General features: G+C 39.0%; 27 protein-coding genes and 1 other RNA gene. 20 read left to right on the forward strand and 8 right to left on the reverse strand.

Annotated elements, in window-relative coordinates; translation table 11 throughout:
• Positions 1 to 38: 38 nt before the first annotated feature.
• From ssrS to IAG46_RS05430, 3 genes are all read right to left on the reverse strand, one after another.
• A non-coding RNA gene (gene ssrS, locus IAG46_RS05420) (6S RNA) lies at positions 39 to 148 on the reverse strand.
• A gap of 54 nt (positions 149 to 202) precedes the next feature.
• The gene (locus tag IAG46_RS05425) at positions 203 to 496 is read right to left on the reverse strand and encodes a cell division protein ZapA (protein ID WP_190809293.1); all 294 of its coding nucleotides are present in this window, start codon (positions 494 to 496) and stop codon (positions 203 to 205) included.
• Between the two features lie 13 nt (positions 497 to 509).
• Positions 510 to 800, reverse strand: a complete 291-nt coding sequence (locus tag IAG46_RS05430; RefSeq protein ID WP_190809294.1) for a hypothetical protein — start codon at positions 798 to 800, stop codon at positions 510 to 512.
• Positions 801 to 954: 154 nt separating this feature from the next.
• Between IAG46_RS05430 and IAG46_RS05435 the strand changes: the two genes are divergently transcribed.
• Genes IAG46_RS05435 through IAG46_RS05445 form a run of 3 tightly spaced genes read left to right on the forward strand, consistent with a single transcriptional unit; the run spans position 955 to position 5,778 of the window.
• Positions 955 to 2,646, forward strand: a complete 1,692-nt coding sequence (locus IAG46_RS05435; protein WP_190809295.1) for a M23 family metallopeptidase — start codon at positions 955 to 957, stop codon at positions 2,644 to 2,646.
• Positions 2,600 to 5,116, forward strand: a complete 2,517-nt coding sequence (locus IAG46_RS05440; protein ID WP_190809296.1) for a carboxypeptidase-like regulatory domain-containing protein — start codon at positions 2,600 to 2,602, stop codon at positions 5,114 to 5,116. Before IAG46_RS05435 ends, IAG46_RS05440 begins: the two co-directional genes overlap by 47 nt.
• Before the next feature lie 8 nt (positions 5,117 to 5,124).
• Entirely contained in the window at positions 5,125 to 5,778 is a 654-nt protein-coding gene (locus IAG46_RS05445) for a hypothetical protein (protein WP_190809297.1), read from the forward strand.
• On the opposite strand, the gene IAG46_RS05450 is transcribed toward IAG46_RS05445, so the two are convergent.
• On the reverse strand, positions 5,775 to 6,923 hold the full coding sequence (locus tag IAG46_RS05450) for a cysteine desulfurase family protein (protein WP_190809298.1): 1,149 nt from the start codon (positions 6,921 to 6,923) through the stop codon (positions 5,775 to 5,777). The two genes, IAG46_RS05445 and IAG46_RS05450, sit on opposite strands and share 4 nt — an antisense overlap.
• A 110-nt stretch (positions 6,924 to 7,033) precedes the next feature.
• Between IAG46_RS05450 and IAG46_RS05455 the strand changes: the two genes are divergently transcribed.
• Positions 7,034 to 7,549 (forward strand): hypothetical protein, encoded by a 516-nt coding sequence (locus IAG46_RS05455; RefSeq protein WP_190809299.1) that lies wholly within the window; start codon positions 7,034 to 7,036, stop codon positions 7,547 to 7,549.
• 6 nt (positions 7,550 to 7,555) lie between these two features.
• On the opposite strand, the gene IAG46_RS05460 is transcribed toward IAG46_RS05455, so the two are convergent.
• Entirely contained in the window at positions 7,556 to 8,098 is a 543-nt protein-coding gene (locus tag IAG46_RS05460; protein WP_190809760.1) for a Smr/MutS family protein, read from the reverse strand.
• A gap of 129 nt (positions 8,099 to 8,227) precedes the next feature.
• Between IAG46_RS05460 and IAG46_RS05465 the strand changes: the two genes are divergently transcribed.
• The 4 genes from IAG46_RS05465 to IAG46_RS17825 are packed head-to-tail and all read left to right on the forward strand — an operon-like array spanning position 8,228 to position 9,521.
• On the forward strand, positions 8,228 to 8,491 hold the full coding sequence (locus IAG46_RS05465) for a DUF2752 domain-containing protein (protein WP_368668171.1): 264 nt from the start codon (positions 8,228 to 8,230) through the stop codon (positions 8,489 to 8,491).
• 10 nt (positions 8,492 to 8,501) lie between these two features.
• On the forward strand, positions 8,502 to 8,834 hold the full coding sequence (locus tag IAG46_RS05470; protein WP_190809301.1) for a CCC motif membrane protein: 333 nt from the start codon (positions 8,502 to 8,504) through the stop codon (positions 8,832 to 8,834).
• 17 nt (positions 8,835 to 8,851) lie between these two features.
• Positions 8,852 to 9,142, forward strand: a complete 291-nt coding sequence (locus tag IAG46_RS05475; RefSeq protein WP_190809302.1) for a CD225/dispanin family protein — start codon at positions 8,852 to 8,854, stop codon at positions 9,140 to 9,142.
• Positions 9,126 to 9,521 carry a DUF2752 domain-containing protein gene (locus IAG46_RS17825; protein WP_190809303.1) on the forward strand — a complete coding sequence of 132 codons (396 nt, stop codon included), beginning with the start codon at positions 9,126 to 9,128 and terminating at the stop codon, positions 9,519 to 9,521. The genes IAG46_RS05475 and IAG46_RS17825 overlap by 17 nt, the downstream gene beginning before the upstream one ends.
• On the opposite strand, the gene recQ is transcribed toward IAG46_RS17825, so the two are convergent.
• Positions 9,518 to 11,719: a DNA helicase RecQ gene (gene recQ / locus IAG46_RS05485; protein WP_190809304.1), complete on the reverse strand. Its 2,202-nt coding sequence runs from the start codon at positions 11,717 to 11,719 to the stop codon at positions 9,518 to 9,520. The two genes, IAG46_RS17825 and recQ, sit on opposite strands and share 4 nt — an antisense overlap.
• Before the next feature lie 190 nt (positions 11,720 to 11,909).
• On the opposite strand from recQ, the gene IAG46_RS05490 reads away from it, so the two are divergent.
• Genes IAG46_RS05490 through lptB form a run of 4 tightly spaced genes read left to right on the forward strand, consistent with a single transcriptional unit; the run spans position 11,910 to position 14,849 of the window.
• The gene (locus IAG46_RS05490; protein ID WP_190809305.1) at positions 11,910 to 12,875 is read left to right on the forward strand and encodes an SIS domain-containing protein; all 966 of its coding nucleotides are present in this window, start codon (positions 11,910 to 11,912) and stop codon (positions 12,873 to 12,875) included.
• On the forward strand, positions 12,875 to 13,711 hold the full coding sequence (tatC, locus tag IAG46_RS05495) for a twin-arginine translocase subunit TatC (RefSeq protein ID WP_190809306.1): 837 nt from the start codon (positions 12,875 to 12,877) through the stop codon (positions 13,709 to 13,711). The genes IAG46_RS05490 and tatC overlap by 1 nt, the downstream gene beginning before the upstream one ends.
• The gene (locus tag IAG46_RS05500) at positions 13,701 to 14,051 is read left to right on the forward strand and encodes a carboxymuconolactone decarboxylase family protein (RefSeq protein WP_190809307.1); all 351 of its coding nucleotides are present in this window, start codon (positions 13,701 to 13,703) and stop codon (positions 14,049 to 14,051) included. The genes tatC and IAG46_RS05500 overlap by 11 nt, the downstream gene beginning before the upstream one ends.
• A gap of 57 nt (positions 14,052 to 14,108) precedes the next feature.
• Positions 14,109 to 14,849 carry an LPS export ABC transporter ATP-binding protein gene (gene lptB / locus IAG46_RS05505; RefSeq protein WP_190809308.1) on the forward strand — a complete coding sequence of 247 codons (741 nt, stop codon included), beginning with the start codon at positions 14,109 to 14,111 and terminating at the stop codon, positions 14,847 to 14,849.
• A gap of 5 nt (positions 14,850 to 14,854) precedes the next feature.
• Here lptB and IAG46_RS05510 read toward each other — a convergent pair whose 3' ends face one another.
• Complete coding sequence (locus tag IAG46_RS05510) at positions 14,855 to 15,457, reverse strand: hypothetical protein (protein WP_190809309.1); 603 nt, start codon at positions 15,455 to 15,457, stop codon at positions 14,855 to 14,857.
• 72 nt (positions 15,458 to 15,529) lie between these two features.
• The gene (locus IAG46_RS05515; protein WP_190809310.1) at positions 15,530 to 16,252 is read right to left on the reverse strand and encodes a phosphatidylcholine/phosphatidylserine synthase; all 723 of its coding nucleotides are present in this window, start codon (positions 16,250 to 16,252) and stop codon (positions 15,530 to 15,532) included.
• Between the two features lie 101 nt (positions 16,253 to 16,353).
• Here IAG46_RS05515 and IAG46_RS05520 point away from each other — a divergent pair, with 101 nt between their 5' ends.
• From IAG46_RS05520 to IAG46_RS05555, 8 genes are all read left to right on the forward strand, one after another.
• The gene (locus tag IAG46_RS05520; protein ID WP_190809311.1) at positions 16,354 to 17,523 is read left to right on the forward strand and encodes a DUF4105 domain-containing protein; all 1,170 of its coding nucleotides are present in this window, start codon (positions 16,354 to 16,356) and stop codon (positions 17,521 to 17,523) included.
• A 22-nt stretch (positions 17,524 to 17,545) separates the two neighbouring features.
• Positions 17,546 to 19,420 (forward strand): ABC-F family ATP-binding cassette domain-containing protein, encoded by a 1,875-nt coding sequence (locus IAG46_RS05525; protein WP_190809312.1) that lies wholly within the window; start codon positions 17,546 to 17,548, stop codon positions 19,418 to 19,420.
• A 44-nt stretch (positions 19,421 to 19,464) separates the two neighbouring features.
• Positions 19,465 to 19,962, forward strand: coding sequence for a hypothetical protein (locus tag IAG46_RS05530; protein ID WP_190809313.1), 498 nt, complete (start codon positions 19,465 to 19,467; stop codon positions 19,960 to 19,962).
• A gap of 32 nt (positions 19,963 to 19,994) precedes the next feature.
• Positions 19,995 to 20,138: a hypothetical protein gene (locus IAG46_RS05535; protein WP_190809314.1), complete on the forward strand. Its 144-nt coding sequence runs from the start codon at positions 19,995 to 19,997 to the stop codon at positions 20,136 to 20,138.
• A gap of 105 nt (positions 20,139 to 20,243) precedes the next feature.
• Complete coding sequence (locus IAG46_RS05540) at positions 20,244 to 20,801, forward strand: cob(I)yrinic acid a,c-diamide adenosyltransferase (RefSeq protein ID WP_190809315.1); 558 nt, start codon at positions 20,244 to 20,246, stop codon at positions 20,799 to 20,801.
• Between the two features lie 124 nt (positions 20,802 to 20,925).
• The gene (locus IAG46_RS05545) at positions 20,926 to 21,150 is read left to right on the forward strand and encodes a DUF2795 domain-containing protein (protein ID WP_013551418.1); all 225 of its coding nucleotides are present in this window, start codon (positions 20,926 to 20,928) and stop codon (positions 21,148 to 21,150) included.
• 134 nt (positions 21,151 to 21,284) lie between these two features.
• Positions 21,285 to 24,647: a preprotein translocase subunit SecA gene (secA, locus tag IAG46_RS05550; RefSeq protein ID WP_190809316.1), complete on the forward strand. Its 3,363-nt coding sequence runs from the start codon at positions 21,285 to 21,287 to the stop codon at positions 24,645 to 24,647.
• Positions 24,648 to 24,807: 160 nt separating this feature from the next.
• On the forward strand, positions 24,808 to 26,025 hold the full coding sequence (locus tag IAG46_RS05555; protein ID WP_190809317.1) for a sensor histidine kinase: 1,218 nt from the start codon (positions 24,808 to 24,810) through the stop codon (positions 26,023 to 26,025).
• Positions 26,026 to 26,027: the final 2 nt, after the last annotated feature.

Consider the following 26,027-nt stretch of genomic DNA (forward strand, 5'->3'; position numbering starts at 1 on the left):
GTTTATAAAAAAAGCCCACATCGGCCGAAGTTTTGTACAAACTCCTAATTACAGGTTTAGGGCTAACAAGCTGCTCAAGGATCCCTATACAGGTAGGGCCTGCTTTTACAACTTAAACTCACCCTTTTTAATTATAATAGTGTTGAGCTTGTCAAAAATTAATTACCAATGTGGGCAGTAACAATATTTTATTTAAAAGAACTTATTCTCCAAGTTTGGAATGTACCAAATCGTTCAATGCTTTAAGCCGCTCTACTGCAGCCGTAGTATTTTCAGAACGGTCTATTCCACCTTGTTCAATTTTAGAGGCAAATTGCAGTGCGCACATAGCAAGTACATCTTGCTTGTCCCTTACCGCATAATTCTGCTCAAACTTTTTGGCCAAATTGTCAATATTTTTGGCCGCCTTTCGTAATCCTTCCTCTTGTTTAGGGTCTATAGTCAATGGATACACCCTATCCGCGATGGAAAGCTTTATTTTGAGCTTTTCCTCCATATTTGGTTACAAGCTAATCTGCAAGTTTAGCGATGCAAACATCCAGTTCGCGAATCAACGTATTTATCTTGAGCTTAGCTTCTGTTTTATTCGTATTACTACCCAGCATCGTATTTGCCATTTTCAGGGAATTATACTTTTCTTCCCATTCGGTTACGGCGTTCTGTTGTAATTGGTTCTCCTCTTTTGCAAGGTTCAATTCTTCTTTCAACTCAGCATTGGCTTTGTGCACCAATTCCAACTTGTGCAGCAATTTACTTACTTTATTTTCTAAAGAATCAACAATCTCAACCAGTTCGCCCATATGCAAACATCAAATGCGTATCACACAAAGTTAACCAACCTTGCTGTACCTCGCAATACTTTTTGGATTTATTCTTTATGTTAATTCTGGCACTTTTATTGCTTTTGACTAATCAAAACATTGGTTACTTTCGTAAGTAATTATAAATCATAGTATGCGCTTATATTTTTTTGGAGTTATCTGTTTTGCTTCCCTCCTCTTAACCGCCCAAGAAAAATATCCCAGTGATGCTTTTCGCTCTCCCATGGAAATTCCTTTGGTTCTGGCCGGGACTTTCGGCGAGCTTCGGTCCAATCATTTTCACTCCGGCATAGACATCAAAACCCAAGGCAGACAGGGTCTGCCCATAATTGCCATTGCAGATGGCACCGTGGCCCGAATAAAAGTATCCCATTGGGGCTATGGCAAAGCACTTTACATAGCGCATCCAAATGGTTATACTTCAGTATATGCCCATTTACGAAAGTTCAGCCCCGAAATTGAAGCCTATATCAAAAAATTACAGTATAAAAAACAATCGTACGAAGTGGAAGCGTTCCCCGATTTTGGAGAATTGAAGGTTGCCAAGGGCAGCACAATAGCGTATTCAGGAAATACAGGAGGCTCTTCTGGTCCACATCTTCATTTTGAAATCAGAAATAGCGTGACTGAAAAGCCCACTAACCCCTTGCTTTACGGTTATGATGTTCGGGATGCAACCAATCCGTCGTTGATAGGACTTTTTGCATATCCTTTGTCCAACGAAGCCGTAGTCAACCAAAGTGCCAAAAAAATCCAATTAAACTACACGAAACAACCAGATGGCAGCTTTTTGACTGATACAGTAAAGGCCATTGGTGTAATTGGTTTTGGATTTAATGGTTTTGATAGACAGGACATGGCCGCCAACAAAAATGGAGTTTATGCGGTAAAGCAAGTGGTAAACGGAAAGGTTTATTCTGAATACGATTTTGAAACCTTTTCTTTTAGGGAAACGCGCTATATAAATACGCTAATCGATTATGCCCATTTTGGTAAATTCCGACAGCGCATCCAAAAATGCTTCAAAGAACCCTACAATAGACTGGGAATCTATAAAAACCTCCATAACAATGGAAAAATCACCGTTAAGGAAGGCTTGTCTTATTCTGTAGAAATCCAGATTTCTGATGTTGAGGGAAATATTACCAAATTGGTTATTCCGGTTGAAGGGGTGCGCGAAACGGCCAAAATAAAAAAGGATGACAAAACCACCAACGATTTTGTGCTAGCTGATAAACCCAATAATTTTGATTTAGGTGCGGCCAAGGTTTATTTTCCTGCAAACACGTTTTATCAAGATTTTTATATTGAATTGGAAAAAGGAACGGACACAATCTCAATCCACAACAACAGCGTAGCCGCCCATCGAAATTTTACCATAAGTTTTGATGTGTCCAAGTATACCTATGATCAAAGAAAGCAGCTTTTCATTGCCCGTTTGAACGATAAAAAGATGCCCATACATTCCAGAACTTTTAAACGTGACGGTTCGTTTACCACGCGTACCCGCTCATTCGGAACATATACCCTGGCAAAAGACAGTGTTGCTCCAAAAATCAAGGCCAAAAATTTTAAAGAAAAGCAATGGCTTAGCAATTATAGCTATCTAAGTCTGGAAATTTCCGATGACCTCAGCGGAATAAGCACTTATAATGCAACTTTAAATGGGGAATGGATATTGATGGAGTATGAACCCAAAACCAAGACCATTATCTATAACTTTGATGATAATATACTGAACCAAACCCAATGCGACCTTAAAGTGGTTGTTAGCGATAATGTTGGTAATTCCACTACCTTTAAAAGTACTTTTTTCAGAAAATGACAACGTGATCAATGTAAAAAGGCTACTTGTTCCGCTTACAATTTTATGGGCTTTTCTAGCCCAAGGTCAAACTGCAACGATTTTAGGAACCGTTCTGGATGCAAACAACAATCCTATTTCTGAAGTAAACATTGTGTCGGGAAATTTGGGCACAAATACCGATTCCAATGGGTATTATTTGCTCGAATTGGTCGCCGAAACCAAGAATACCATCACTTTTTCACATTTGGGTCATGAGAATATCGTTCTGAAAGATGTGATCTTGAACTCCAATGAAACCTTCGAGTTCAATCCGGTAATGAAAACAGACACCATTCAGGTAGCAGGAGTAATAGTAAGCCCGACTGGTGATAAAACTTTGGAGGGAGTGACCACAATAGATCCGGAAATTGTTCGCAAAATCCCTGGAGCCAATGCAGGGGTGGAGAATATCTTGAAGCTTTTGCCAGGAGTGTCATTTAACAACGAACTTAGCACACAATACAATGTTCGCGGCGGTAATTTTGATGAAAATCTGGTCTACGTCAATGGCATTGAGGTATATCGTCCTTTTTTGGTTCGTTCTGCAAAACAAGAAGGATTAAGCTTTCTCAACAGCCATATGATCTCGCAATTGGACTTTTCATCAGGAGGGTTTCAAGCTAAATACGGTGATAAACTCTCTTCTGTACTAGACATTACCTACAAAACTCCTGTCGATTTCGGTCTTCGAGTTGAAGGAAGTCTTTTGGGTGCCGGCACTACCCTCGAAACCATTTCAAAAAATAAAAAATTCAGTAGCATTACCGGAGTGCGGTATCGCAACAATAGTCTGCTTGTGAACAGCCAACAGACCCTTAGCAACTTCAACCCAAAATTTGTTGATGCCCAAAGCTATTTAACCTATAGGTTTTCTAAAAAGTTTCATCTTAATTTTTTGGGGAATTATTCCATCAACGATTATGAAAACGAACCTCTAACCCGTCAAACCAATTTCGGAACCATAAATGACCCTAGGGCGTTGTTGGTTTTTTACGAAGGCAAGGAAAACAGTAAATATAGCAATGCACTTGGTGCTATTAAGGCTGACCTATTAATAGGCGACGATGTTAAATTGAGCGCCACTACTTCCATTTACCATGCCCAGGAGGAGGAGTTTTCAGATATAATCGCTTCCTACGAGTTGGCCGAGGTCGACACCAATTTGGGAGGCAATCTTGGTGGGGTAACCTCATCGCGGGGTGTGGGTTCACAATTCAATCGTGCAAGAAACCAATTGGATGCCCTAATTCTTAATCTGGCTCATCGAGGTAAGTACAAGAAAAATGGGAAAACTCTGGAATGGGGTATAAAATTTACTCATGAAGACATCCGAGATCAACTTAGGGAATCTGAATTTATCGATTCTGCCGGATTTTTCATTCGCCCATCGGAACCTCCAGTGATAAATAATCAACCAGAAGAACCTTTCACGGGTGATTTGGTGGCTTTCGAAGGTGTCCAGGCTATCAATTTTGCAAAAACGAACCGATTTTCAAGCTTTGCCCAATTTAGTCAGCAAACACAATGGGGCAACAACGAAATCTATTTCAATCTGGGTATGCGTGCACAGCATTGGGTACTGAGCGGAGAGGGTTTCAATAGCAATTCACAAACTCTTTTCAGTCCACGGGCTCAGTTTTCTGTCAAACCCGACTGGGAAAAAGACCTGTTGTTCCGATTTGCAATTGGTAGCTATCAACAACCTGCTTTTTATAGGGAATTACGAGACATTACTGGTTCCATAAACCCAAATGTGAAAGCTCAAAGATCCATTCATTATGTGATGGGAAGTGAATTCAGTTTCAACCTATGGAATCGTCCTTTTATTTTGACTGGCGAAGCTTATTATAAAGATTTAAACAACGTGAACACCTATACCATAGAAGACATTCGCATTCGGTACGCTGCCCAGAACAATGCCACGGCCTATGCCTATGGATTTGATTTTAGATTGACTGGCACTTTTGTTCCTGGTGCAGAATCTTGGGTAAGCCTGGGCTATTTAAAAACGGAAGAAAATATTGATGGCCGAGGGAATATTTCGAGACCCACGGACCAGCGTTTGAAATTAGCTGTACTGTTCCAAGATTATGTGCCTACCATTCCAAATCTTAGGCTTCATTTGAATTTAGTTTATAACACTGGGGTCCCTGGAGGCTCTCCCAATAATGCGGACCCTTATGATTTTCAGAATAGATTAAGAGATTATAGAAGGGCCGATATGGGAATTTCCTATATTTTTGCCGACAGTAAAAACAAACATCCCCAAGGGCACTGGCTTCATGGTTTTAAGGAATTTAATTTTGGTTTTGAGATTTTCAATATGTTCAACAATCAAAATTCCATAACAAATACCTGGGTCCGCGATGTGGATACACAACAACAGTTTGCAGTTCCCAATTTTCTGACCAGCCGAGTGCTCAATGTAAAATTTGGAATGCGTTTTTAAACAAAGTGATGAGAAAAAGTCTATTTATTATAACATTTTTGATGTGTGCCTTTGGGAGCGCCCAAAAAAATATATATGAGAACCGAAGGTTCGATGAACTTAGCGACCATCACAAAGTTTTGGCCATAGTTCCCTTCATTACCAATTTAGATCTCAAGAAAAGCGTAGATCAAAACGAGCTTAAAAACTTGGCCAAAAAAGAGGGTTACGCCGTTCAGAATGCCTTGGAAACGTATTTTTCCAAACGAAAGAAAAGAAAAAAATTCAACGTCGAATTTCAGAATATTGAGGATACCAATGCCATATTGGCCCAAAATGGGGTTACCTATGACAATCTGGATATATATACCATAAAGGAATTATGCAAAATTCTAAAGGCAGATGGTATTATCAGCGGCAACCTCAACCTCAATATTTTACTCTCAAAAGGTGTACCCACCAATTTTAGTCTCTTGGATTATTTCAGTGGAGACGCCAATTACGGCAGAATCGGGGTGAAAGTCAGCGACGGGAATTCAGGTAAACTGCTCTGGAAATACGAAAAGGGCATTACCAAAAAAACGGGAAAAAATACCACTGAGCTCATCGATAAAATGATGAAACTTGCCTCCCGTAAATTTCCTTACGATAAAGAAAAGAAACAACGCAAGAACAAAAACTAGCTCGCTGCAAATTCCTTAAGTACACCTATGGTGTAATCTATCTCCTCTTTGGTATTGTACATGGAAAATGAAAACCGTAGTGAGGGTTTTTCCAGCTCTTCTCCGGACAATATTCCATTGAGCACATGCGACCCCATATTACTTCCAGATTGACAAGCACTTCCCTTTGAACAGGCAATTCCCTTTATGTCCAGATGAAAAAGTAGCATTAGTGCCTTTTGTTTATCAAATGGCAGACGAATATTGACCAATGTATAGGTACTCTTGTCCAAATCGCCTGAAAGTCCATTGAAACGGGCATCCGGAATTTCTTGCTCTATTTTTTCAACAAAATGGCGTTTTAGTTCTTTTACAAACTTAATTTCTTCATCAAGATGTTGGTATGCTTGGACAAAGGACTCTTCCAGACCAACAATATTGTGAAACGGTTCAGTACCAGCTCTAAATCCACGCTCCTGCGAACCACCAAAAATCATAGGTTTTAGTCCGGAATTTTTTCGAATAAAGGCAAAACCAATACCTTTTGGTCCATGAAATTTATGCGCTGCGGCAGTAAAAAAGTCTATCGATGTGCTTTGCACATCCCAAGGGTAATGCCCTACGGATTGTACGGTATCTGAATGAAATAGAGCACCCTTTTCTTTGCAAAGTTCACCTATGGCCTGAATATCTATAATATTGCCAATTTCATTGTTTACATGCATCAGGCTCACCAATTTTTCGGATTCATCTGCATCCAACAGTTCATTAAGGTGTTCCATTTTTGGGTTACCATTTTCATCCAAATCCACAAATTGCAATGAAATCTTGTACTCTTTTTCCAATTCCTCTGCGGTATGCAATACGGCATGATGCTCGATTTTGGAAGTTATAATGGTCTCCACCCCAAGATCACGAACTGCACAACGCAAAATCATATTGTCTGCTTCCGTACCACCAGAGGTAAATATAATTTCTGAAGGTTGGGCGTTCAAAATTTTGGCTATTGTTTTCCTCGCTTTTTCCACGGCTGTCTTCGCCGACCTACCAAAACTATGGGTAGATGAAGGGTTTCCGTAATAAAGGGCAAGCGCTTCTTGCATTTTGGCAATTACCTCGTCCCTCACCTGGGTAGTCGCCGCATTGTCCAAATACACTTTTTGCATGACTTAGTTATCAATTTAAAACGCCTCAAAAATAAGTGAAATAAAGTTAATTTCTTTTAAAGTATTGCTTGGTTTGGTGTATTAAAATGGAATTCCTTTAAATTTGGCAAATGAGAAAATTTTTCTTCCCCATTCTAACATTTTTTGTGTTGCTTTCTTGTAGTGATGGCGACCTTCAAGTAGAAACCATTGACTTTAACGGGGTGTCCCTTCAGTTTTGCGCCGACCCCGTTGCAACTTCCAACAATGTATTGTTCAAAATCAACACAACGGAAGCGCTTATACTTGATTTACAAAGTAGTGTTCTTAACAACGGAGTAGTTGGTGAAACCATAACGACTACAAGTACCATTCCCGGACAGTCAACACTTGTATATCGAAATTTTTCTGATAATGTGACCAGCGCTTATTTCTGTGATGATGTACCACCCGCCACACCAACAGTTGCACAAGAGATAGAAGCTCAAGATGGGATAGTTACAATTACCACCGTTGCGGATACGGATGGGACTAACTTTGTACATACCATAACGCTGACAGGAGTGTCCTTTGTTGCTGAAAATGGAGAACGTATTACAAACTTAACCATAGATGAATTTGGGGAAGTAACCACCGTGGTACCTTAACCAACATTAATTTTTCTGAAAAACATACACTTCGGTTGCGCCTAGACCATATTTTTGATAGTCTGCATCATACCATTTTAGATGATCATATTTGTTAAAAAGGTAATATAGTTCCTCTTTAAGCACCCCTTCCCCTACTCCATGTATAAAAACGACTTTTTGGATACGTTTTTTGATGGCAAACTCCAATTGTCTTTTGGCTGCATCTAGTTGAAGATTTAGGATTTCAAAATTACTCAAACCCTTGGCCGATTTCACCAACTGGTTTATATGAAGGTCCACCTCCATTTTAGGGGCGTTCCTTTCCTTGGGCTTTTTACTGATCGATGTCTTTTTTTTGGGTAGTTCTTTCTCCTGTTTCACCTTAGCGACAGCAAAATTGCTCACATGGATGCCTTGGCCTGATCTGACCAGTTCATTAGAACTGTATTTTAGCGGAAATCCATCAGCTGTCATCAAGGTAATCTGGTTGCCTTCAACAGCTATTACTCTACCCGAGATTGCCTCATCAAGAACTTCAACTTCATCACCTATATCAAACATGTTCATTTTGGATTTCAACAGTGTTTTTTTTGGAAAAGTTTAATATGAATAGCAAAAATAGTAGTATTTTTCTTGGCCATAACCGCAACCATGTACCCACAACTCACCTATTTCTTGATTAACGCAAAGGATTTAATGCTTCCTTGCTTTAGTAAAAGGTTATTCGGGATGGATTGTCCCGGTTGTGGATTACAACGTTCGGCACTTTTACTTTCCCATGGAGAATTTTTGGCGGCTTTTAAGATGTACCCTGCTATTTATCCGCTTGGATTGTTATTCTCGTTTTTGTTGGCCAACAATTTTGGCAAATTCAAACATGGAAATCAAATCACAATAGTTTTAAGCATTTTAAGCGTCTCAACAATTCTGATAAATTATTTTTATAAACTTTTACAATAATTCAATAATTATGGAACAGAAAAAATTACCAAACGGAGTCTTAAGTATTGTACTCGGAATTTTTGGCTTTATTTGTTGCTGTACTGGAATATTTGGCGCCATTTCTTCGGGAGTTGGTTTTTTCCTTGCCAAAAAATCCGAAAAAATATACCAGGAAAATCCAGATGAGTACGACAATTATGGCCAAATAAAAACGGCCAAAATAATCTCACTGATCGCTTTGATTTTAAGTTTATTGATGGTAATCAGATGGATCTATATTATATATAGCGCCGGTGGATTTTCTGAGTTTATGGAAGAATTTAGAGCGGCTTATGAGGAAGCTGTGGAGCAATATAATTAACCATCAAAATTTTCTAAATGGAAGAAAACAATTCAAACATGCCACCAAAACCGAACAACCATCTGGTTTGGGCCATTTTAAGTACCATTTTCTGTTGCCTGCCAACAGGGATAGCAAGTATTATTTATGCCTCTAAGGTAAATGAGGCATATGCTCGTGGAGAGTATGAAGAAGCCCAAAAAGCATCTAAAAATGCCAAAATGTGGGCTTTGATTGGAGCTGCATCCTCGATTGTAATTATTATTATCTATCTGGCAATCTTCGGATTTGCATTTCTTGGAGCTATGGCCAATGGAGGCAACTACTAAAAAGAAGTATCTAATTGCGATATTGGGAGTATTGTCCGTTTTGGCAATACTCCTTTATTTTTCGTTCAACCCGGAAAATGGGCTTTTTCCCAAATGTCCTTTTAATAATTATGTGGGCATTTATTGTGCCGGTTGTGGTACTCAAAGAGCAATTCACGATTTGTTACACCTCAGGATTACAGATGCCTTAAGCCATAATTTCTTATTACTTCCATCCGTCCTGGTTATTCTTCAACATATTGTAGTAAAATCAGGAATTTACAAAGGTCAGAGTCTTCTAAGCTATAGATATGCTCCTTTGGTTATATTGATTCTGGTATTTCTTTTTATGGTACTTAGAAATTTAAGGTTTTACCCTTTTGAATTTTTGGCACCTTAATTGGCCACCTCGCTGATAAATTTTATACGATAAAGCTGTAGTTCTTCGTCTTCATAGTCTCCATCAAATTCATCAACAGCATCGGATATAGCGTCTGTTTCTGCTTCTATAAAGTAATCATGGATTTCTTCTTGCTGGTCTTCATCAAGAATTTCGTCTATCCAATAGGCAATATTGAGTTTGGTTCCACTGAATACTATTTGCTCCATTTCCTTGATCAGGGCAGGAAGTTCCAATCCTTTCGCAGATGCAATATCATCCAAAGGCAATTTTCTGTCGATGTTTTGGATAATATAAAGTTTCAAACCTGAATTGGCCCCTGTACTTTTCACGACCAAATCGTCAGGTCGTACCACATCGTTTTCCTCTACATACTTGGCGATAAGATCAATAAAGGGTTTTCCATATTTTTTTGCTTTTCCTTCACCAACACCATGAATATTCAAAAGTTCGGGCATAGTGATTGGATATTTCAATGCCATATCGTCCAATGAAGGGTCTTGAAATACCACAAAAGGTGGCACCTCCATTTTTTGAGCTTCCCTTTTACGCAGATCGCGCAACAATTTCAATAAATTATCATCCGCTCCTCCCCCTCTTGATTTGGCAGCTGTGATTATGGCATCATCGTTTTCCTTGCTGTACACATGATCTTTGGTCATTAAAAATGAGCATGGGTTTTCCAAAAACTCTTTACCCGCATCAGTTACATGCAAAATTCCATATTGCTCAATCTCTTTTTTGAGCAGTCCGGCCACCAAAACCTGCCGAGTCAATGCCATCCAATAGGCCTCATCTCTTTCTGAACCAATGCCAAAGAAATCCTTTTCATTGGTTTTATGCGATGAAATCATGGCATTCACATGTCCCACCAAAACCTTTACGATTTCCTTGGTCTTGAATTTTTCTTTGGTATCCCGAACAACACTCAAAAGTTTTACAACTTCTTCTTGAGCTTCTTCCTTTTGTTTAGGATTTCGGGTATTATCATCCATATCTGCACCATCTCCATTCACTTCGTCAAAGCCCTCCCCAAAGTAATGTAGAATGAATTTTCTCCTGGAAATGGAAGTTTCTGCATAAGCAACAATCTCCTGCAATAGCGCATTTCCAATTTCCTGTTCGGCCACTGGCTTGCCCGACATGAACTTTTCCAACTTTTCCACATCTTTATAGGAATAAAAGGCCAAACAATGCCCTTCGCCGCCATCTCGACCTGCCCTACCTGTCTCTTGGTAATAACTTTCTATACTTTTTGGAATATCATGGTGAATCACAAAGCGTACATCCGGTTTGTCTATACCCATGCCAAAGGCTATTGTGGCCACTACAACATCCACATCTTCCATCAAAAACATGTCCTGGTATCTGGAACGTGTCTTTGCATCAAATCCTGCATGGTAAGGAACGGCACTAATTCCGTTTACTTGAAGCACTTGGGCCAGCTCTTCGACGCGCTTGCGGCTTAGGCAATAAATAATTCCAGATTTGCCCTGATTTTGTTTGACAAAACGAATGATGTCAGCATCAACATTCTGGGTCTTTGGCCTAATTTCATAAAAGAGATTTGGCCTGTTGAAGGATGCTTTAAACACCTTTGCCCCAACCATTCCCAAATTCTTAATAATATCTTCCTGGACTTTTGGAGTTGCCGTTGCTGTAAGTCCGATGATGGGAATATTATCTCCCAATCTATTGATAATACTCTTTAGGTTCCTGTATTCAGGTCTAAAATCGTGTCCCCATTCCGAAATGCAATGCGCTTCGTCTACTGCCACAAATGAGAGTGTAACTCCCTTTAAAAATTCTACATTTTCCTCTTTGGTCAAAGATTCTGGGGCAACATAAAGTAGTTTGGTGATTCCGTTACTGATATCTTCCTTTACTTGTTTTACTTCCGTTTTTGTAAGGGATGAATTTAGTACATGTGCCACTCCGTTTTGTTCGGAAACCCCACGAATGGCATCTACTTGATTCTTCATCAATGCAATTAAGGGCGAAACCACAATTGCCGTTCCTTCCTTCATCAATGCCGGCAGTTGGTAACACAACGATTTACCGCCTCCTGTGGGCATTATCACAAACGTATCGTTATCAGCTAGTACATTGTGTATAACTGTTTCTTGAAGCCCCTTAAACTGAGAAAAACCAAAGTATTTTTTAAGTGAGGAGTGCAAATCGGTGTTCGTCAAACCCATTTCCGTTTTTTCATTTTAACCAAACAACCCAAGTAGGGGGTTGCTAAATTTTTAAAAATTGAATATCCATTTTATGGAAAAAGCTTTCTAACTTCCATTAATGGTATGTAAGAGATAGTTTGTTTAGTTTTGTAAACTTAAATATAAGACATTCTTTTAGGAATACAACTTAGATAATCTATTAATTACCTTGAGCGATACCCAATCTATTCTATCCATTGCAAAAAGGACCTTGGAAACTGAAAGCAAGGCCATTGAAAATCTAATTGACCAACTCAATGATCAGTTTGCCGAGGCAGTTCAATACATTCTAGAATCCAAAGGAAGAGTGATCGTATCCGGCGTTGGGAAAAGTGCAATAATTGCTTCAAAAATTGTGGCAACCTTAAATTCTACAGGAACTCCAGCTGTTTTTATGCATGCTGCCGATGCAATTCACGGTGATCTTGGTACCATTCAAGATAACGATGTGGTGGTCTGTATTTCCAAAAGTGGGAACACCCCTGAAATCAAAGCGTTGTTACCGTTAATAAAAATTGGCAAGAACAAATTGATCGGAATGACAGGAAGCATGGATTCAATTTTGGCAAAACAGGCTGATTTTGTTTTGAGTACCTATGTCGAAAAAGAAGCTTGCCCAAATAATCTGGCACCAACTACAAGTACCTCTGCCCAGATGGCCATGGGAGACGCCCTTGCCATTTGTCTTTTGGAACTGAGAGGTTTTAGTAGTGCCGACTTCGCAAAGTATCACCCAGGAGGTTCATTGGGCAAAAAACTTTATCTACGGGTTGCAGATATTGTTATCAACAATCAAAAACCACAAGTCGATGCAACATCTGGGGTAAAAGATGTAATAGTTGAAATCTCTGAAAAGATGCTCGGGGTCACCGCGGTGATGGAAAACAATAAAGTGGTCGGAATTGTAACGGATGGCGATATTAGGAGAATGCTCAGTAAATATGACAACATTGGTGAGTTGACCGCAAAGGACATAATGACCGCCAATCCCAAATCGGTAACAATAGATACTTTGGCTGTAAAAGCTCTAAAAACATTACAGGACAACGGCATCTCCCAGCTCTTGGCTTTTGATAATGGTTCATATGCAGGAGTTGTCCATATTCATAACCTTATAAATGAGGGCATCTTATAATGGCAGAAACAATAAACAACAACCCTAACGAAATGTCCTTTTTGGACCATTTGGAAGAGCTTCGATGGCATCTGATTAGATCAATAATCGCGATAGTCATAGTCGCCTGTGCAGCTTTTGTGATGAAGGACTTCATTTTTGATACGATCCTTTTTGGACCCAAAAGGATGGATTTTCCGACCTATCGTTTCTTTTGTAAAATAGCTACTTTCTTTGGGGTCGATTCTGAATTTTGTGCCGATTCCCTACCTTTTACCCTACAAAATAGAACCATGGCCGGGCAATTCTCTGCCCATATTTGGACATCCATTTGGGCTGGATTCATCGTCGCATTTCCCTATGTATTATGGGAATTATGGAAATTCATTAGCCCTGGTCTACATGAAAAGGAACGAAAACACTCAAGAGGTTTTATTATTGCTGCCTCATCGCTCTTCTTCTTGGGAGTGCTTTTTGGTTATTATGTGGTTGCCCCTTTGTCCATTAATTTTTTGGGCACTTATCAAGTGAGTAAGGAGGTCCTCAATGAAATTGACATCGGTTCGTTTATAGCCAACGTTAGAACTTCGGTAATTGCTTGTGGAATTATGTTTGAATTGCCCATTATCATTTACTTTTTGACCAAAGTAGGTCTGGTCACACCTGAAATTCTGAAAAAATACAGAAAAATAGCACTTGTAATCGTTTTGATTTTATGTGCGGTTATTACCCCACCTGATGTAACTAGTCAAATTTTAGTGGCCATCCCTGTATTGATTTTGTACCAAGCCAGTATTTACATTTCTAAAATTGTAGTGAAAAGAGAAGCCAAAAAAGAGAAAGAAAATGCCAAATAATGTAGAAGAATTCAATGCATATCGTTCCAAAATGAACGAAAAGCTCTTGGCGGAAAATAACAAGCTAATTAAGCGCATATTTAATCTGGATACCAATGCCTTTATGCCGGGAGCCTTAGACGTAAAGACAAAAGAGCTATTGGGTTTGGTGGCCTCAGCTGTAATGCGCTGTGATGATTGTGTGAAATATCATTTGGAAAGCTCCAAAGATCAGGGAGTAACCAAGGAAGAAGTCATGGAAACCCTGGGCATTGCCACCCTCATTGGAGGAACAATTGTAATTCCGCACCTACGGAGAGCTTTTGAATATTGGGAAGCGTTAGAAGAAAACGAGGCATAAAAAAATCCCAAAGTCAATGACCCAAATAGAGAATATGTGTAGTTTTGGCGAATTCTTATGAAGCTTAGAGCCGAAAATATAATGAAGGCCTATAGAGGCCGAAAGGTTGTAAAAGGTATTTCTCTTGAAGTAAACCAAGGAGAGATTGTTGGTTTATTGGGACCCAATGGTGCCGGTAAGACCACTTCTTTCTATATGATCGTGGGCTTGATCAAGCCCAATGGCGGTAAGATCTTCTTGGATGACATGGAAATCACCACCTTCCCTATGTACAAAAGAGCGCAGAATGGAATCGGTTATTTGGCCCAAGAGGCTTCTGTTTTTAGAAAACTAAGCATTGAAAAAAACATTTTAAGTGTGTTGCAACTCACCAATTTGAGTAAAAAAGAGCAGCATATGAAAATGGAATCCCTTATCGATGAATTCGGATTGGGACATATCCGTAAAAATAGAGGGGATTTACTTTCTGGTGGAGAACGCCGCCGAACTGAAATAGCTCGCGCCCTTGCAACAGATCCCAAATTTATTTTACTGGATGAGCCCTTTGCCGGAGTTGACCCCGTAGCGGTGGAAGATATTCAACGTATTGTGGCCCAGTTAAAGGATAAGAACATTGGAATCCTGATTACAGATCACAATGTTCAAGAAACTTTGGCAATTACAGAACGTTCATACTTGATGTTCGAAGGTGGCATCTTAAAAGCAGGTATTCCAGAAGAGTTGGCCATGGATGAAATGGTTCGCAAAGTATATTTGGGTCAAAACTTCGAACTCCGTAAAAAGAAATTGGATTTTTAGCGCTATTAATTAACGGTAAATTCTAATCCCAGGTTTGTACTTCCAGCAGTTGTCAAAGGTGATTTTACGATTACAGTTTCATAGGTATTTCGACGCATTTTTTGATCTTCAAAGACGAAAACCCATTCATTTTTCGATTGGTGATATTGAGATAGGATAAAATCTCCCTTCTCTTTCAATAAAACACCAAATCGAAACACATAGTTTTCCCCATCAAGCAACATAGCACAATGTATTCGGGTCCGATCATATTCATCCAAATATACCTCTCCATTTATCACTACCAACTCGTTTTCAGAAAGGGATAAAATGGAGGGATTGGAAAAATCTCCTTTCTTACTCAGCTTCATTGCGAAATGGGATGAAACGGTACCTAAATCATTTTGTAAATCTATCCTTTCCCCCTCTACAGTGACCACGTTTCTTGGAATTTTGGCTATTAAATAAAGGGTGTCGCCTTGAAGAAAATTTATTTTCTCTCCCTCAAAGGCAACAACATTGGGAATTACGGATTCGTATTCCACAAAATAATTGTCCGGAGGACAACCACACAATGAAACACACAGTACATAAAGAAAACATAGTGAGTAACTTAGAACCATCTTCATAACATTTAAGTTTTATGGATGTCTAAGTAAGGTTGAAAGCATTCAAAGATGCGCTTCAACATCCGAATTAATCTAATTTTGTTTGTTGAGGAGAGAGCTTACAATATACAACATTACGATCAAAGGCAAAGCCAAGAATTGTAGCGTAATCAACAAAACCACACTTCCAATTAAAAAGAGATATCTAACCGCGTTGTCCTTAAAACTCCAGTTATCAAATTTTAGTGCAAAAAGTTCAATTTTGGAATTGAGCAAGTAGGCACTTAAAACCGTTAGCCCAATTAAAAACCATTGGTTTAAAATAAGTCCATTTAAAATATCACTCTGGTGAAATAATAAAATAAGGGGCAAAGACAGGATCAAAAGTGCGTTTGCAGGTGTTGGAAGTCCTTTAAAAGAAGAAACCTGATTCTCGTCTACATTGAATTTGGCCAAACGATAGGCCGAGGCCAACGTAATTACAAATCCGAAAAACGGAAGTGCAGTCATATCGGTTTCATGTCCAAAAAATCCCAAATTCCAACCCCCGGTTACAGCCATATTCAACAATTGGAACATTACAATCCCAGGTACCAACCCACTTGTGACCATATCGGCTAAAGAATCGAGCTGTACCCCGATTTCACTTTTCACATTAAGCAATCGGGCTGCAAATCCGTCCAAAAAATCAAAAAATATGCCGATGCAAACAAAAAGTGCTGCCAGTTCCAAATGATTGAGTACCGCAAAAACTGCAGCTATACATCCACTAAAAAGATTTAGGAGGGTTATAAAATTCGGAATATGGCGCTTCATGCATTCGTGTTTGCGTAAAAATAAGGGAAAAAATAAAGTGTTTTGTTTTCCGGCTCCATCATGTGTGATTTATTCTGATATTTGCCCAGATAAAATCACAAATGAAGCACTGGATTTTCTTTTGGGCTTTGCTTTTTTCGCTCACACAACATGCAATATCCCAAATTCCTCAGCTATCCGAAAAATCGCAAATAAGCCTGCTCACCTGTGCCAAAGGGGATGATTTAATTACATCCTTCGGGCATACGGCCATTCGGGTTCAAGATTCAACATTGGGCATTGATGTAGTTTACAATTACGGCACATTTGATTTTAATCGACCCAATTTCATCCTGAACTTTGTCAAGGGTAGGTTGATTTATTCCCTATCCCGAAGTCCATTCGACAGATTTCTTTTTGCCTACGAAATGGAAAGAAGGTGGATGAAAGAGCAAATTTTGAATTTGAACTTGGAAGAAAAAAACAAGTTTTTTGCCTTTTTAGAGAATAATTATCTGCCTCAAAACAGGGACTACCTGTACGATCCATTATTAAATAATTGCTCTAGTATTGTTGGAGATATTTTAAAACAGTTATATGGTGACGAGATTGTTTTTGATGGTTCTTATTTGGATAAAAAATTCACCTTCAGGGAATTGGTACGTCAGAATTTAGCAACTAATTCCTGGTCCTCTTTTGGCATAGACGTGGCTTTTGGATCTGTGGTAGACAGGAAAGCCACTGTAAAAGAACATACATTTCTGCCCTATTATGCCATGAAACAGCTGAGTAATACAACCAAAAATGGAAAGCCTTTGGTTCAAAGGGAACGCACAATATTGGATTACGATGAATTTGATGCGAACAGCTTTTTTCCGCTTTCCCCACTCTTTTGGTTTACCCTATTATTATTGTTTACCGCTACAATAACCTATCTTGATTATAAACATGGTTCTCGAAGCCGATGGTTGGATTTTTCGCTCCTTTTTATAACCGGTTTTATTGGGCTTGTTCTTGCATTGATTTGGTTCGGAGCGGATCATACGTCAACACCTAAAAACTATAATCTATTATGGGCTTTTCCATTGAATTTGGCTGTTGCTTTTATTTATATATTTCAAAGAAAGCTGCCCGATTGGTTTTTTAAATATCTATGGATGGCCATAGGATTAATTGGGCTTACCTTATTGGTATGGATTTTTAACATCCAGAGTTTTTCGCCCCTATTGATCCTTATTTTACTAACACTGGCCGTACGCTATGTTTTCTTGATAAAATTTGCCAAGGTTTAGGCCAAGGTTGTAAATTGTTCCGATGAATTTGTTGACTGTTGAAAATATTTCAAAATCGTATGGAGAATTGGTGCTTTTTTCCAACATTTCCTTTGGAATAAATAAAGATCAGAAGATAGCTTTGGTGGCTAAAAATGGAAGTGGAAAGACTTCAATTCTCAACATAATTTCTGGTAAGGACGCCTCCGAAACGGGCCAAATCACCAGTCGCAAAGGCATTCAAGTAGCATTTTTGGAACAGGAACCCAACCTAAACCCAAATTTGACCGTCGAGGAAACCATCTTTAGCTCGGACAATGCTATTTTAAAAATCATAGCAGATTATGAAAAAGCTGTCTTAAATCCCGATGATTCCGAGCAATTTCAGAAAGCCTTCGAAGCTATGGATCGTCACAACGCTTGGGATTTTGAAACCCAGTACAAACAAATCCTCTTTAAATTACAATTGGATCAGTTGGATTTAAAAGTTGGAACACTATCCGGTGGGCAAAAAAAACGGCTGGCTCTGGCCAACGCATTGCTGAATAAACCAGATTTGCTCATTTTGGATGAACCTACCAACCATTTAGATCTTGAGATGATCGAATGGCTCGAAGCTTATTTTGCCAAAGAAAACATGACGTTGTTCATGGTCACCCACGATCGTTATTTTTTGGAGAGGGTATGTAATGAAATTATAGAACTGGACAACAATCAATTGTACAGCTACAAAGGCAATTATTCCTATTACCTCCGCGAAAAAGAAGGTAGAATGGAACGCGAAGAGGTTGAACAACACAAATCCAAACTTCTCTTTAAAAAAGAATTGGATTGGATGCGGAGACAACCCAAAGCACGAACTACCAAATCCAAATCCCGAATCGATGATTTTAAAGAGATAAAACAAAAGGCCCATCAACGCAGGGTTGACCATCAGATTCAACTCGAACTGAATATGGAGCGCTTGGGAAGTAAAATTTTAGAGCTTCACAGTGTCTCAAAATCCTTCCAGGACAAAACTATCTTGGAGAAATTCAACTACAACTTCACCAAAGGTGAACGTGTTGGCATAATTGGACAAAACGGGACCGGAAAGTCCACTTTCCTCAACATAATAACACGACAAGAATCCATAGACGGGGGGAAAGTTGTGATCGGGGACACCTTAAAGTTTGGGTATTACACGCAAAAGGGAATTTCAGTTAAAGAAGGACAAAAGGTTATCGATGTCATACGTGAATTCGGCGATTATATTCCGCTGAAAAAAGGCAAGCAAATTTCTGCCCAGCAACTTTTGGAGCGATTTCTATTTGACCGGAAAAAGCAATATGATTTTGTTGAAAAACTCAGTGGTGGGGAGCGAAAACGATTGTATTTGTGCACTGTGCTCATTCAAAATCCAAATTTTTTGATATTGGATGAACCGACCAATGACCTTGACATTGTTACTTTGAACATTTTGGAAAGTTTCTTATTGGATTTCCCTGGATGTTTGATCGTTGTATCCCATGACCGTTATTTTATGGACAAAATCGTAGATCACCTTTTCATTTTCAAAGGGAACGGCAAAATTGAAGATTTCCCAGGAAATTACTCAGATTATCGGACTTATGAAAATAGCAGGGTCATTGCCGAACGTGAAGCCAAAAACAACCTAGAGAAAACTGAAAAAACTTCTTGGAAAGAAAGAGACGATTCTAAAAAGTTATCCTATTCAGAACAAAAGGAATATAATAAGCTAGAAAAGGAAATTCAAAAGATGGAGACAAGGAAAGAAGAGCTCCAAAACAAATTTGCCGATGCTAATTTATCTGGAGAAGAAATCAACCAACTATCTATTGAACTCAAAGAAATTTCAAACACTTTAGAGGAAAAAACAGAGCGTTGGTTCGAATTATCGGCGATATTAGAAGGATAGATTGTCACACTGAGCTTGTCGAAGTGTGCTATTAAAATAGCCTCATGTTTTTCAAATTAAAATCATATCTCAAATTCCTTTTAAAATCAACCAATCAGCATGGGGTACATTCCCCTTTTGTATTTGCCTTTGTAACAAAGTGCCTATACTCAAAAAGAAAATGGAGGCACAAAAAAACCATCAAGGTACTTCTAAAGAGTATCGATTATTTTGATTTTAGAAGTATTAAACTTGATGACCCATCACTAAAAGAAATCATTCAGCACGTCAACCCCAAAATTATGTTTGCATCAAATAAGGTCGACATTTTGTACACAAAAGGATTAAGTAAAAAAAGGTTTGACCAACTACTTTCAGAACAAATACTACACAATAACAGCATGATTCTTATTGATGGTATCCATTCCAATCAAAAAAAAGAAGAGCTTTGGGAAGATTTAATTCAAATACCAAATATCACGGTCAGTATTGATATGTTCCATTGTGGAGCTCTTTTTATACGCAAGGAACAAGTCAAAGAACATTTCACCATCCGGATTTAAAAAAGTAATTTTAGGAAACAAAGAATTCTCATATGGAAGGCGATGTAATCTATTACGTTCTTGGAGTTTTGGCCATAATTTATCTGGCAGTTCTTTTCAAGAACAAACGAGGTAGACGAGATAGAAAGTCCAGAAAGTTTATGGATGGAAAAAGAAAACACAACAATCACGATTAAACAATTATCAATGCTCAATAATCAATAGCCATCTAAACACATTGCTAATTGTACATTGTTAATTGTTAATTGTTAATTGCTAACTGATAATTGGCCACTGACAGAATGAAAATCTACACCAAAACAGGAGACAAGGGCACAACCGCACTTTTTACCGGCAAAAGAGTCTCAAAACACCACATACGCATAGAAAGTTACGGCACCATTGATGAGATCAACTCGTTTTTAGGCCTTGTTCGAGATCAAGAAATTGATTCTCATAGCAAAAAAGTATTGGCAGATATCCAGAATAAGCTATTCACGGTTGGTGCAATATTGGCAACTGAACCAAAAAAAGAAAACAGACTGAAAATTCCTAGAATCTCGGATGAGGATATTGAATTTTTGGAAAAGGAAATGGACCAAATGAATGAAGAACTCCCCGAAATGACACATTTTATACTCCCTGGCGGACACACCACCGTGTCATACTGTCATATTGCCCGTACGGTTTGTCGAAGGGCGGAGCGAATGATTTCTTACCTCAACGAAAATGAACCACTGCCAAGCAATCTATTATCCTACGTAAATAGACTTTCCGACTATCTTTTTGTATTGGCACGAAAGTTGTCAAAGAATTTGCAGGCCCAAGAAGTGAAATGGATTCCTGAAAAATTAGACTAATAAATCGTTATTTTCTGCGTTACACATTAATATGCAGAAAATATTTTTCAAATAATTTCAATTTTGCTTGGCAATTTGGGTTTAAAAATTATTTTTGCAAAAAATTTAAAATCAAACCGTTACTATGTACTGGACATTAGAATTAGCTTCATATTTAAGTGATGCGCCTTGGCCAGCCACCAAAGACGAATTAATAGATTATGCCATCCGTACCGGAGCTCCATTGGAAGTTGTTGAAAATTTACAATCCATGGAAGAGGAAGGTGGCGAAATTTACGAGTCCATCGAGGAAATATGGCCCGACTATCCCACCGAGGAAGATTACCTCTGGAATGAGGACGAGTATTAGATTTCAAAAAACATAAACACTACTAAAAAGTCTCATTTGAGACTTTTTTTTATGTAATTTTGGCAGCCTAGCAGAAGGTTTTCGACCACTCTTTATAATGGAACGGCTTTTGCAATCCAAAAGAAAAATTATTCATGAGCTTTATTAATTCCGTACTAAAGGTTTTTGTAGGAGATAAATCCGAAAAAGACGTAAAGGCATTACAACCTTTGGTAAATGAAATAAAATCCTTCGAACAACAACTGGAAGGACTTACCCACGACGAACTAAGACAAAAAACGGTTGCTTTTAAAGCGCAGATCCAGGAAGACTGCAAAGAGATCAACGACAAAATAGCCAAGCTTCAGGAAGAGATACAAAATTCGACCGATATAGATCGCAATGAGGAAATCTATGCCGAAATCGATAAGCTCAATGAAGAAGCCTATAATCTTTCCGAAAACACCCTAAACACCCTTTTGCCCGAAGCCTTTGCTGTTGTAAAGGAAACAGCAAAACGATTTGTTGGCAATGAAACCCTCACCGTTACGGCCACAGAATTTGATCGTGCCCTTTCAGGCTCCAAAGATTATGTGACCTTGGAAGGAGAAAGTGCCGTTTGGAAAAATTCTTGGGATGCTGCAGGAAAGGAAGTTACCTGGGATATGATCCATTACGATGTGCAATTGATCGGTGGCATCACATTACACCAAGGTAAGATTGCCGAAATGCATACAGGAGAAGGAAAGACCTTAGTGGCCACACTCCCACTCTACCTAAATGCCTTGTCTGGAAAAGGAACCCATTTGGTTACTGTAAATGACTATTTGGCCAAAAGGGACAGTGCTTGGATGGCCCCAATTTTTGAATTCCATGGGCTTTCGGTGGATTGTATAGATAAACATCAACCCAATTCCGAAGGAAGAAGAGCAGCCTATAATGCTGATATCACTTACGGAACCAACAACGAATTCGGTTTTGACTACCTGCGGGATAATATGGCTCACACTCCTGGCGATTTGGTTCAACCTCCCCATCATTATGCGATTGTGGATGAGGTGGATTCTGTTTTGATTGATGACGCACGAACCCCTTTGATCATATCAGGACCAGTACCTGAGGGCGACCGACACGAATTCAATGAATTGAAACCAAAGGTTTCGGATATCGTCCAAAAACAACGTCAGCACCTCACCGGGGTCTTGGCCGAAGCCAAAAAACTGATTAAAGAAGGAGAAACCAAAGAAGGAGGTTTCCTTTTGCTTCGCGTACATAGAGGTTTGCCCAAAAACAAGGCATTGATCAAGTTTTTAAGTGAAGAAGGAGTAAAACAATTACTTCAGAAAACAGAAAACTTCTATATGCAAGACAATAATCGGGAGATGCCCAAAGTGGATGCCGATCTATTGTTCACCATTGATGAAAAAAACAATCAAATTGAGTTAACCGATAAAGGTGTCGATTACATTTCAGGTGATCAGGACAAAGATTTCTTCGTGATGCCCGATATTGGAGGGGAAATAGCAAAAATTGAAGAAAAAAGTCTGGAAATTGAAAAAGAGGCCGAACTCAAAGAAGATCTTTTTAAGGATTTTGCCGTAAAGAGCGAACGTATCCATACCATGAGTCAATTGCTCAAGGCCTATACCCTATTTGAAAAGGACGTTGAGTACGTGGTCATGGACAACAAGGTGATGATTGTGGATGAACAAACTGGACGTATTATGGACGGGCGCCGCTATTCGGATGGACTGCACCAAGCCATTGAAGCCAAGGAAAATGTAAAGATCGAGGCCATGACCCAGACCTTTGCGACCATTACGCTTCAGAATTACTTCCGAATGTATAACAAACTGGCTGGGATGACAGGTACCGCGGTCACTGAGGCTGGAGAATTCTGGGAAATCTATAAACTGGATGTGATGGAAATTCCAACCAACCGTCCAATTGCTAGAGATGACCGTCACGATTTGATCTACAAGACCAAACGCGAAAAATATAATGCCATTATTGAAGAGGTTACTGAACTTTCCAAAGCAGGCAGACCTGTATTGATAGGTACCACTTCAGTAGAAATATCAGAATTACTCTCCAAATTATTGAGTGTACGAAAAGTTCCGCATAACGTGTTGAACGCGAAGCTGCACAAGAAAGAGGCAGATATTGTTGCTGAAGCTGGTTACGCAGGTATAGTTACCATTGCAACCAATATGGCCGGTCGTGGAACGGATATTAAACTCAGCGATGAAGTAAAAGCAGCCGGTGGTTTGGCCATTGTTGGAACAGAAAGACACGACTCCAGACGTGTTGACAGGCAGCTACGTGGACGTTCCGGACGTCAAGGAGATGTGGGAAGCTCACAATTTTATGTTTCGTTAGAGGATAACCTTATGCGTTTGTTTGGCTCAGACCGTGTGGCCAAAATGATGGACCGCATGGGATTGGAAGAAGGTGAGGTCATTCAGCATTCCATGATGACAAAATCCATAGAACGGGCCCAAAAGAAGGTAGAAGAAAACAACTTTGGTATTCGTAAACGCCTTTTGGAGTATGATGATGTTATGAACGCTCAGCGTGAGGTGGTGTACAAAAGAAGACGCCATGCTTTGCAAGGTGAACGTTTGAAGGTGGATGTCGCCAATATGATCTACGATACCTGTGAGGTAATTGCGGAAACCAACAAAATGGCCGATGATTTCAAAAATTTCGAGTTTGAACTCATCAAATACTTTTCAATAACCTCCCCCGTCAACGAGGAAGATTTTAAAAGATTGAGTTTTCAAGAAATTGCCAACGTGGTTTATAAGGCCGCTTACGATTTCTATCAACAGAAAATGGAACGAAGTGCCACAGTCGCTTTTCCAGTCATCAAAAAAGTCTACGAAGATAAATCCAATAAATTTGAACGCATTGTGGTCCCATTTACGGATGGAATCAAAACTTTGAATGTGGTTACCAACCTAGAATCCGCATACAACAGCAACGGAACACAATTGATCACCGATTTTGAGAAGAACATTTCCCTGGCCATCATAGATGATTCTTGGAAAACACACCTTCGAAAAATGGATGAATTGAAACAATCGGTGCAATTGGCTGTACATGAGCAGAAAGACCCGCTTCTCATCTATAAGTTTGAGGCCTTTGAGCTATTCAAGGAAATGATCGATAAGGTGAACAAGGAAATCATTTCTTTCTTGTTCAAGGGAGAATTGCCCTCCGAGAATACCAACCCCATCCAAGAAGCTGGATCTGTACGCAGACCAAAGGAAAATTTGCAAACTTCCAAGGAAGAAATACCAAATAGCGATGAACTTGCTGCCCAAAACAGGGCAGCCGGACAGACTCAGGGAAGAAGACCACAAGTAACCGAGACCATAGTAAGAGAAAGACCAAAAATTGGTCGAAATGATAGGGTTACCATTAAAAATATCATGTCCGGAGAGAGTAAAACGGTTAAATTCAAACAAGCTGAACCTCTTATCGACAAAGGTGAGTGGGTATTGCTGGACGAATAACCAAAAAAATTAATTTAGCTAAACGACAGTCATTTATGGCTGTCGTTTTTGATTATAACAAAAACATATTTAGATTTACAGATTAAACTCCCCATATTAAGGTATTTTTGCTACCATCTTTTATAGATTTTGTAGCAGAAGCACAACCCAAGCGCAGCCCATGAAAATTCCTTTTGAGGATAAATATCATTTTCAAGACAAAATCGATTTGGTACTTAAGGTAAACTATAGTTCTTCTTTCATTGCGATAATTTTTGGGTTGGTATGTCTATTTTTTTTAGACATCAAGGAAATTATTCCCTATACTTTTTTTGGTTACGCCCTATTGAATCTGCTCAATACGGTATTGTATACCAGACATAAAAATCTTATTCTTTGCTATAACATCACCTCCATTGTATCAATGGTCGGGGCAACCATCATAACCCTTTATAGTGGCGGCATACAGAGTCCATTTCTTTTTGTTCTGGCAATTGTGGTTTTCTCGGGATATGTAATTACCATGGTTTACGGGCAAGTATATCTGGTTATAAACCTATTCGTCATTGCCGTATTATTTATTTATGATTTAGGAGATTATAAAATTTCCCAGAATCTTGTCCCAGAATCTTCTAAGAGCTGGTTCGCGTTGGGAAGTGCCCTATATGCAGTTTATTTATTAGGTGTGGTTTTGGGTAAAAATTTGCTCAAGGCCCATCATAAACTATATAAGTCCCGTAGCGAGATACAAGAACGTATAGATGAAAAGGAAACGCTTCTAAAAGAAGTCCACCATAGGGTGAAAAACAATTTACAAACCGTTTCCAGCCTATTGAGCCTGCAATCAAGAACCGTTGCTGATGAAAAAATCAGCAGTATCATCAAGAGTAGTCAAAATAGGGTGGTTTCTATGGCCATGGTTCACGAAATGCTCTATAAGCGGGACGATTATCTATCCAAAATAGAGGTTAGAACCTATGTTAAAGAACTTACAGAATATTTGGTGCGATCTGTAAAGGGCAATACCAATAAGATTAAGGTCGATCTGCATATTGAGGAAAGTAAATTGAGTATCGACACTGTAATTCCACTTGGATTGATCATTAATGAAACCATTACCAATGCTTTAAAATATGGTATCTCGGAAGATCAAGGTGGAGAAATCACCATCTCACTCAAAAGTCTAGCTGAAAACCGTTACGAACTCTATTTAGGTGATAATGGTATAGGATATTCAGAAAACTTTGATCCCAAAAACGCAAAATCCCTTGGACTAAAGTTAATTTATAACCTTACACGACAGCTTCGCGGAACCATTGCAAGGGATTTATCCAAAAAGGGTACCTATTATCGAATTGAGTTTGAAGAAATTGTGGAAGATTTCAACGCTATCGATTAAAG

The sequence above is a fragment of the Flagellimonas sp. S3867 genome (assembly GCF_014698935.1).
Lineage (GTDB): Bacteria > Bacteroidota > Bacteroidia > Flavobacteriales > Flavobacteriaceae > Flagellimonas.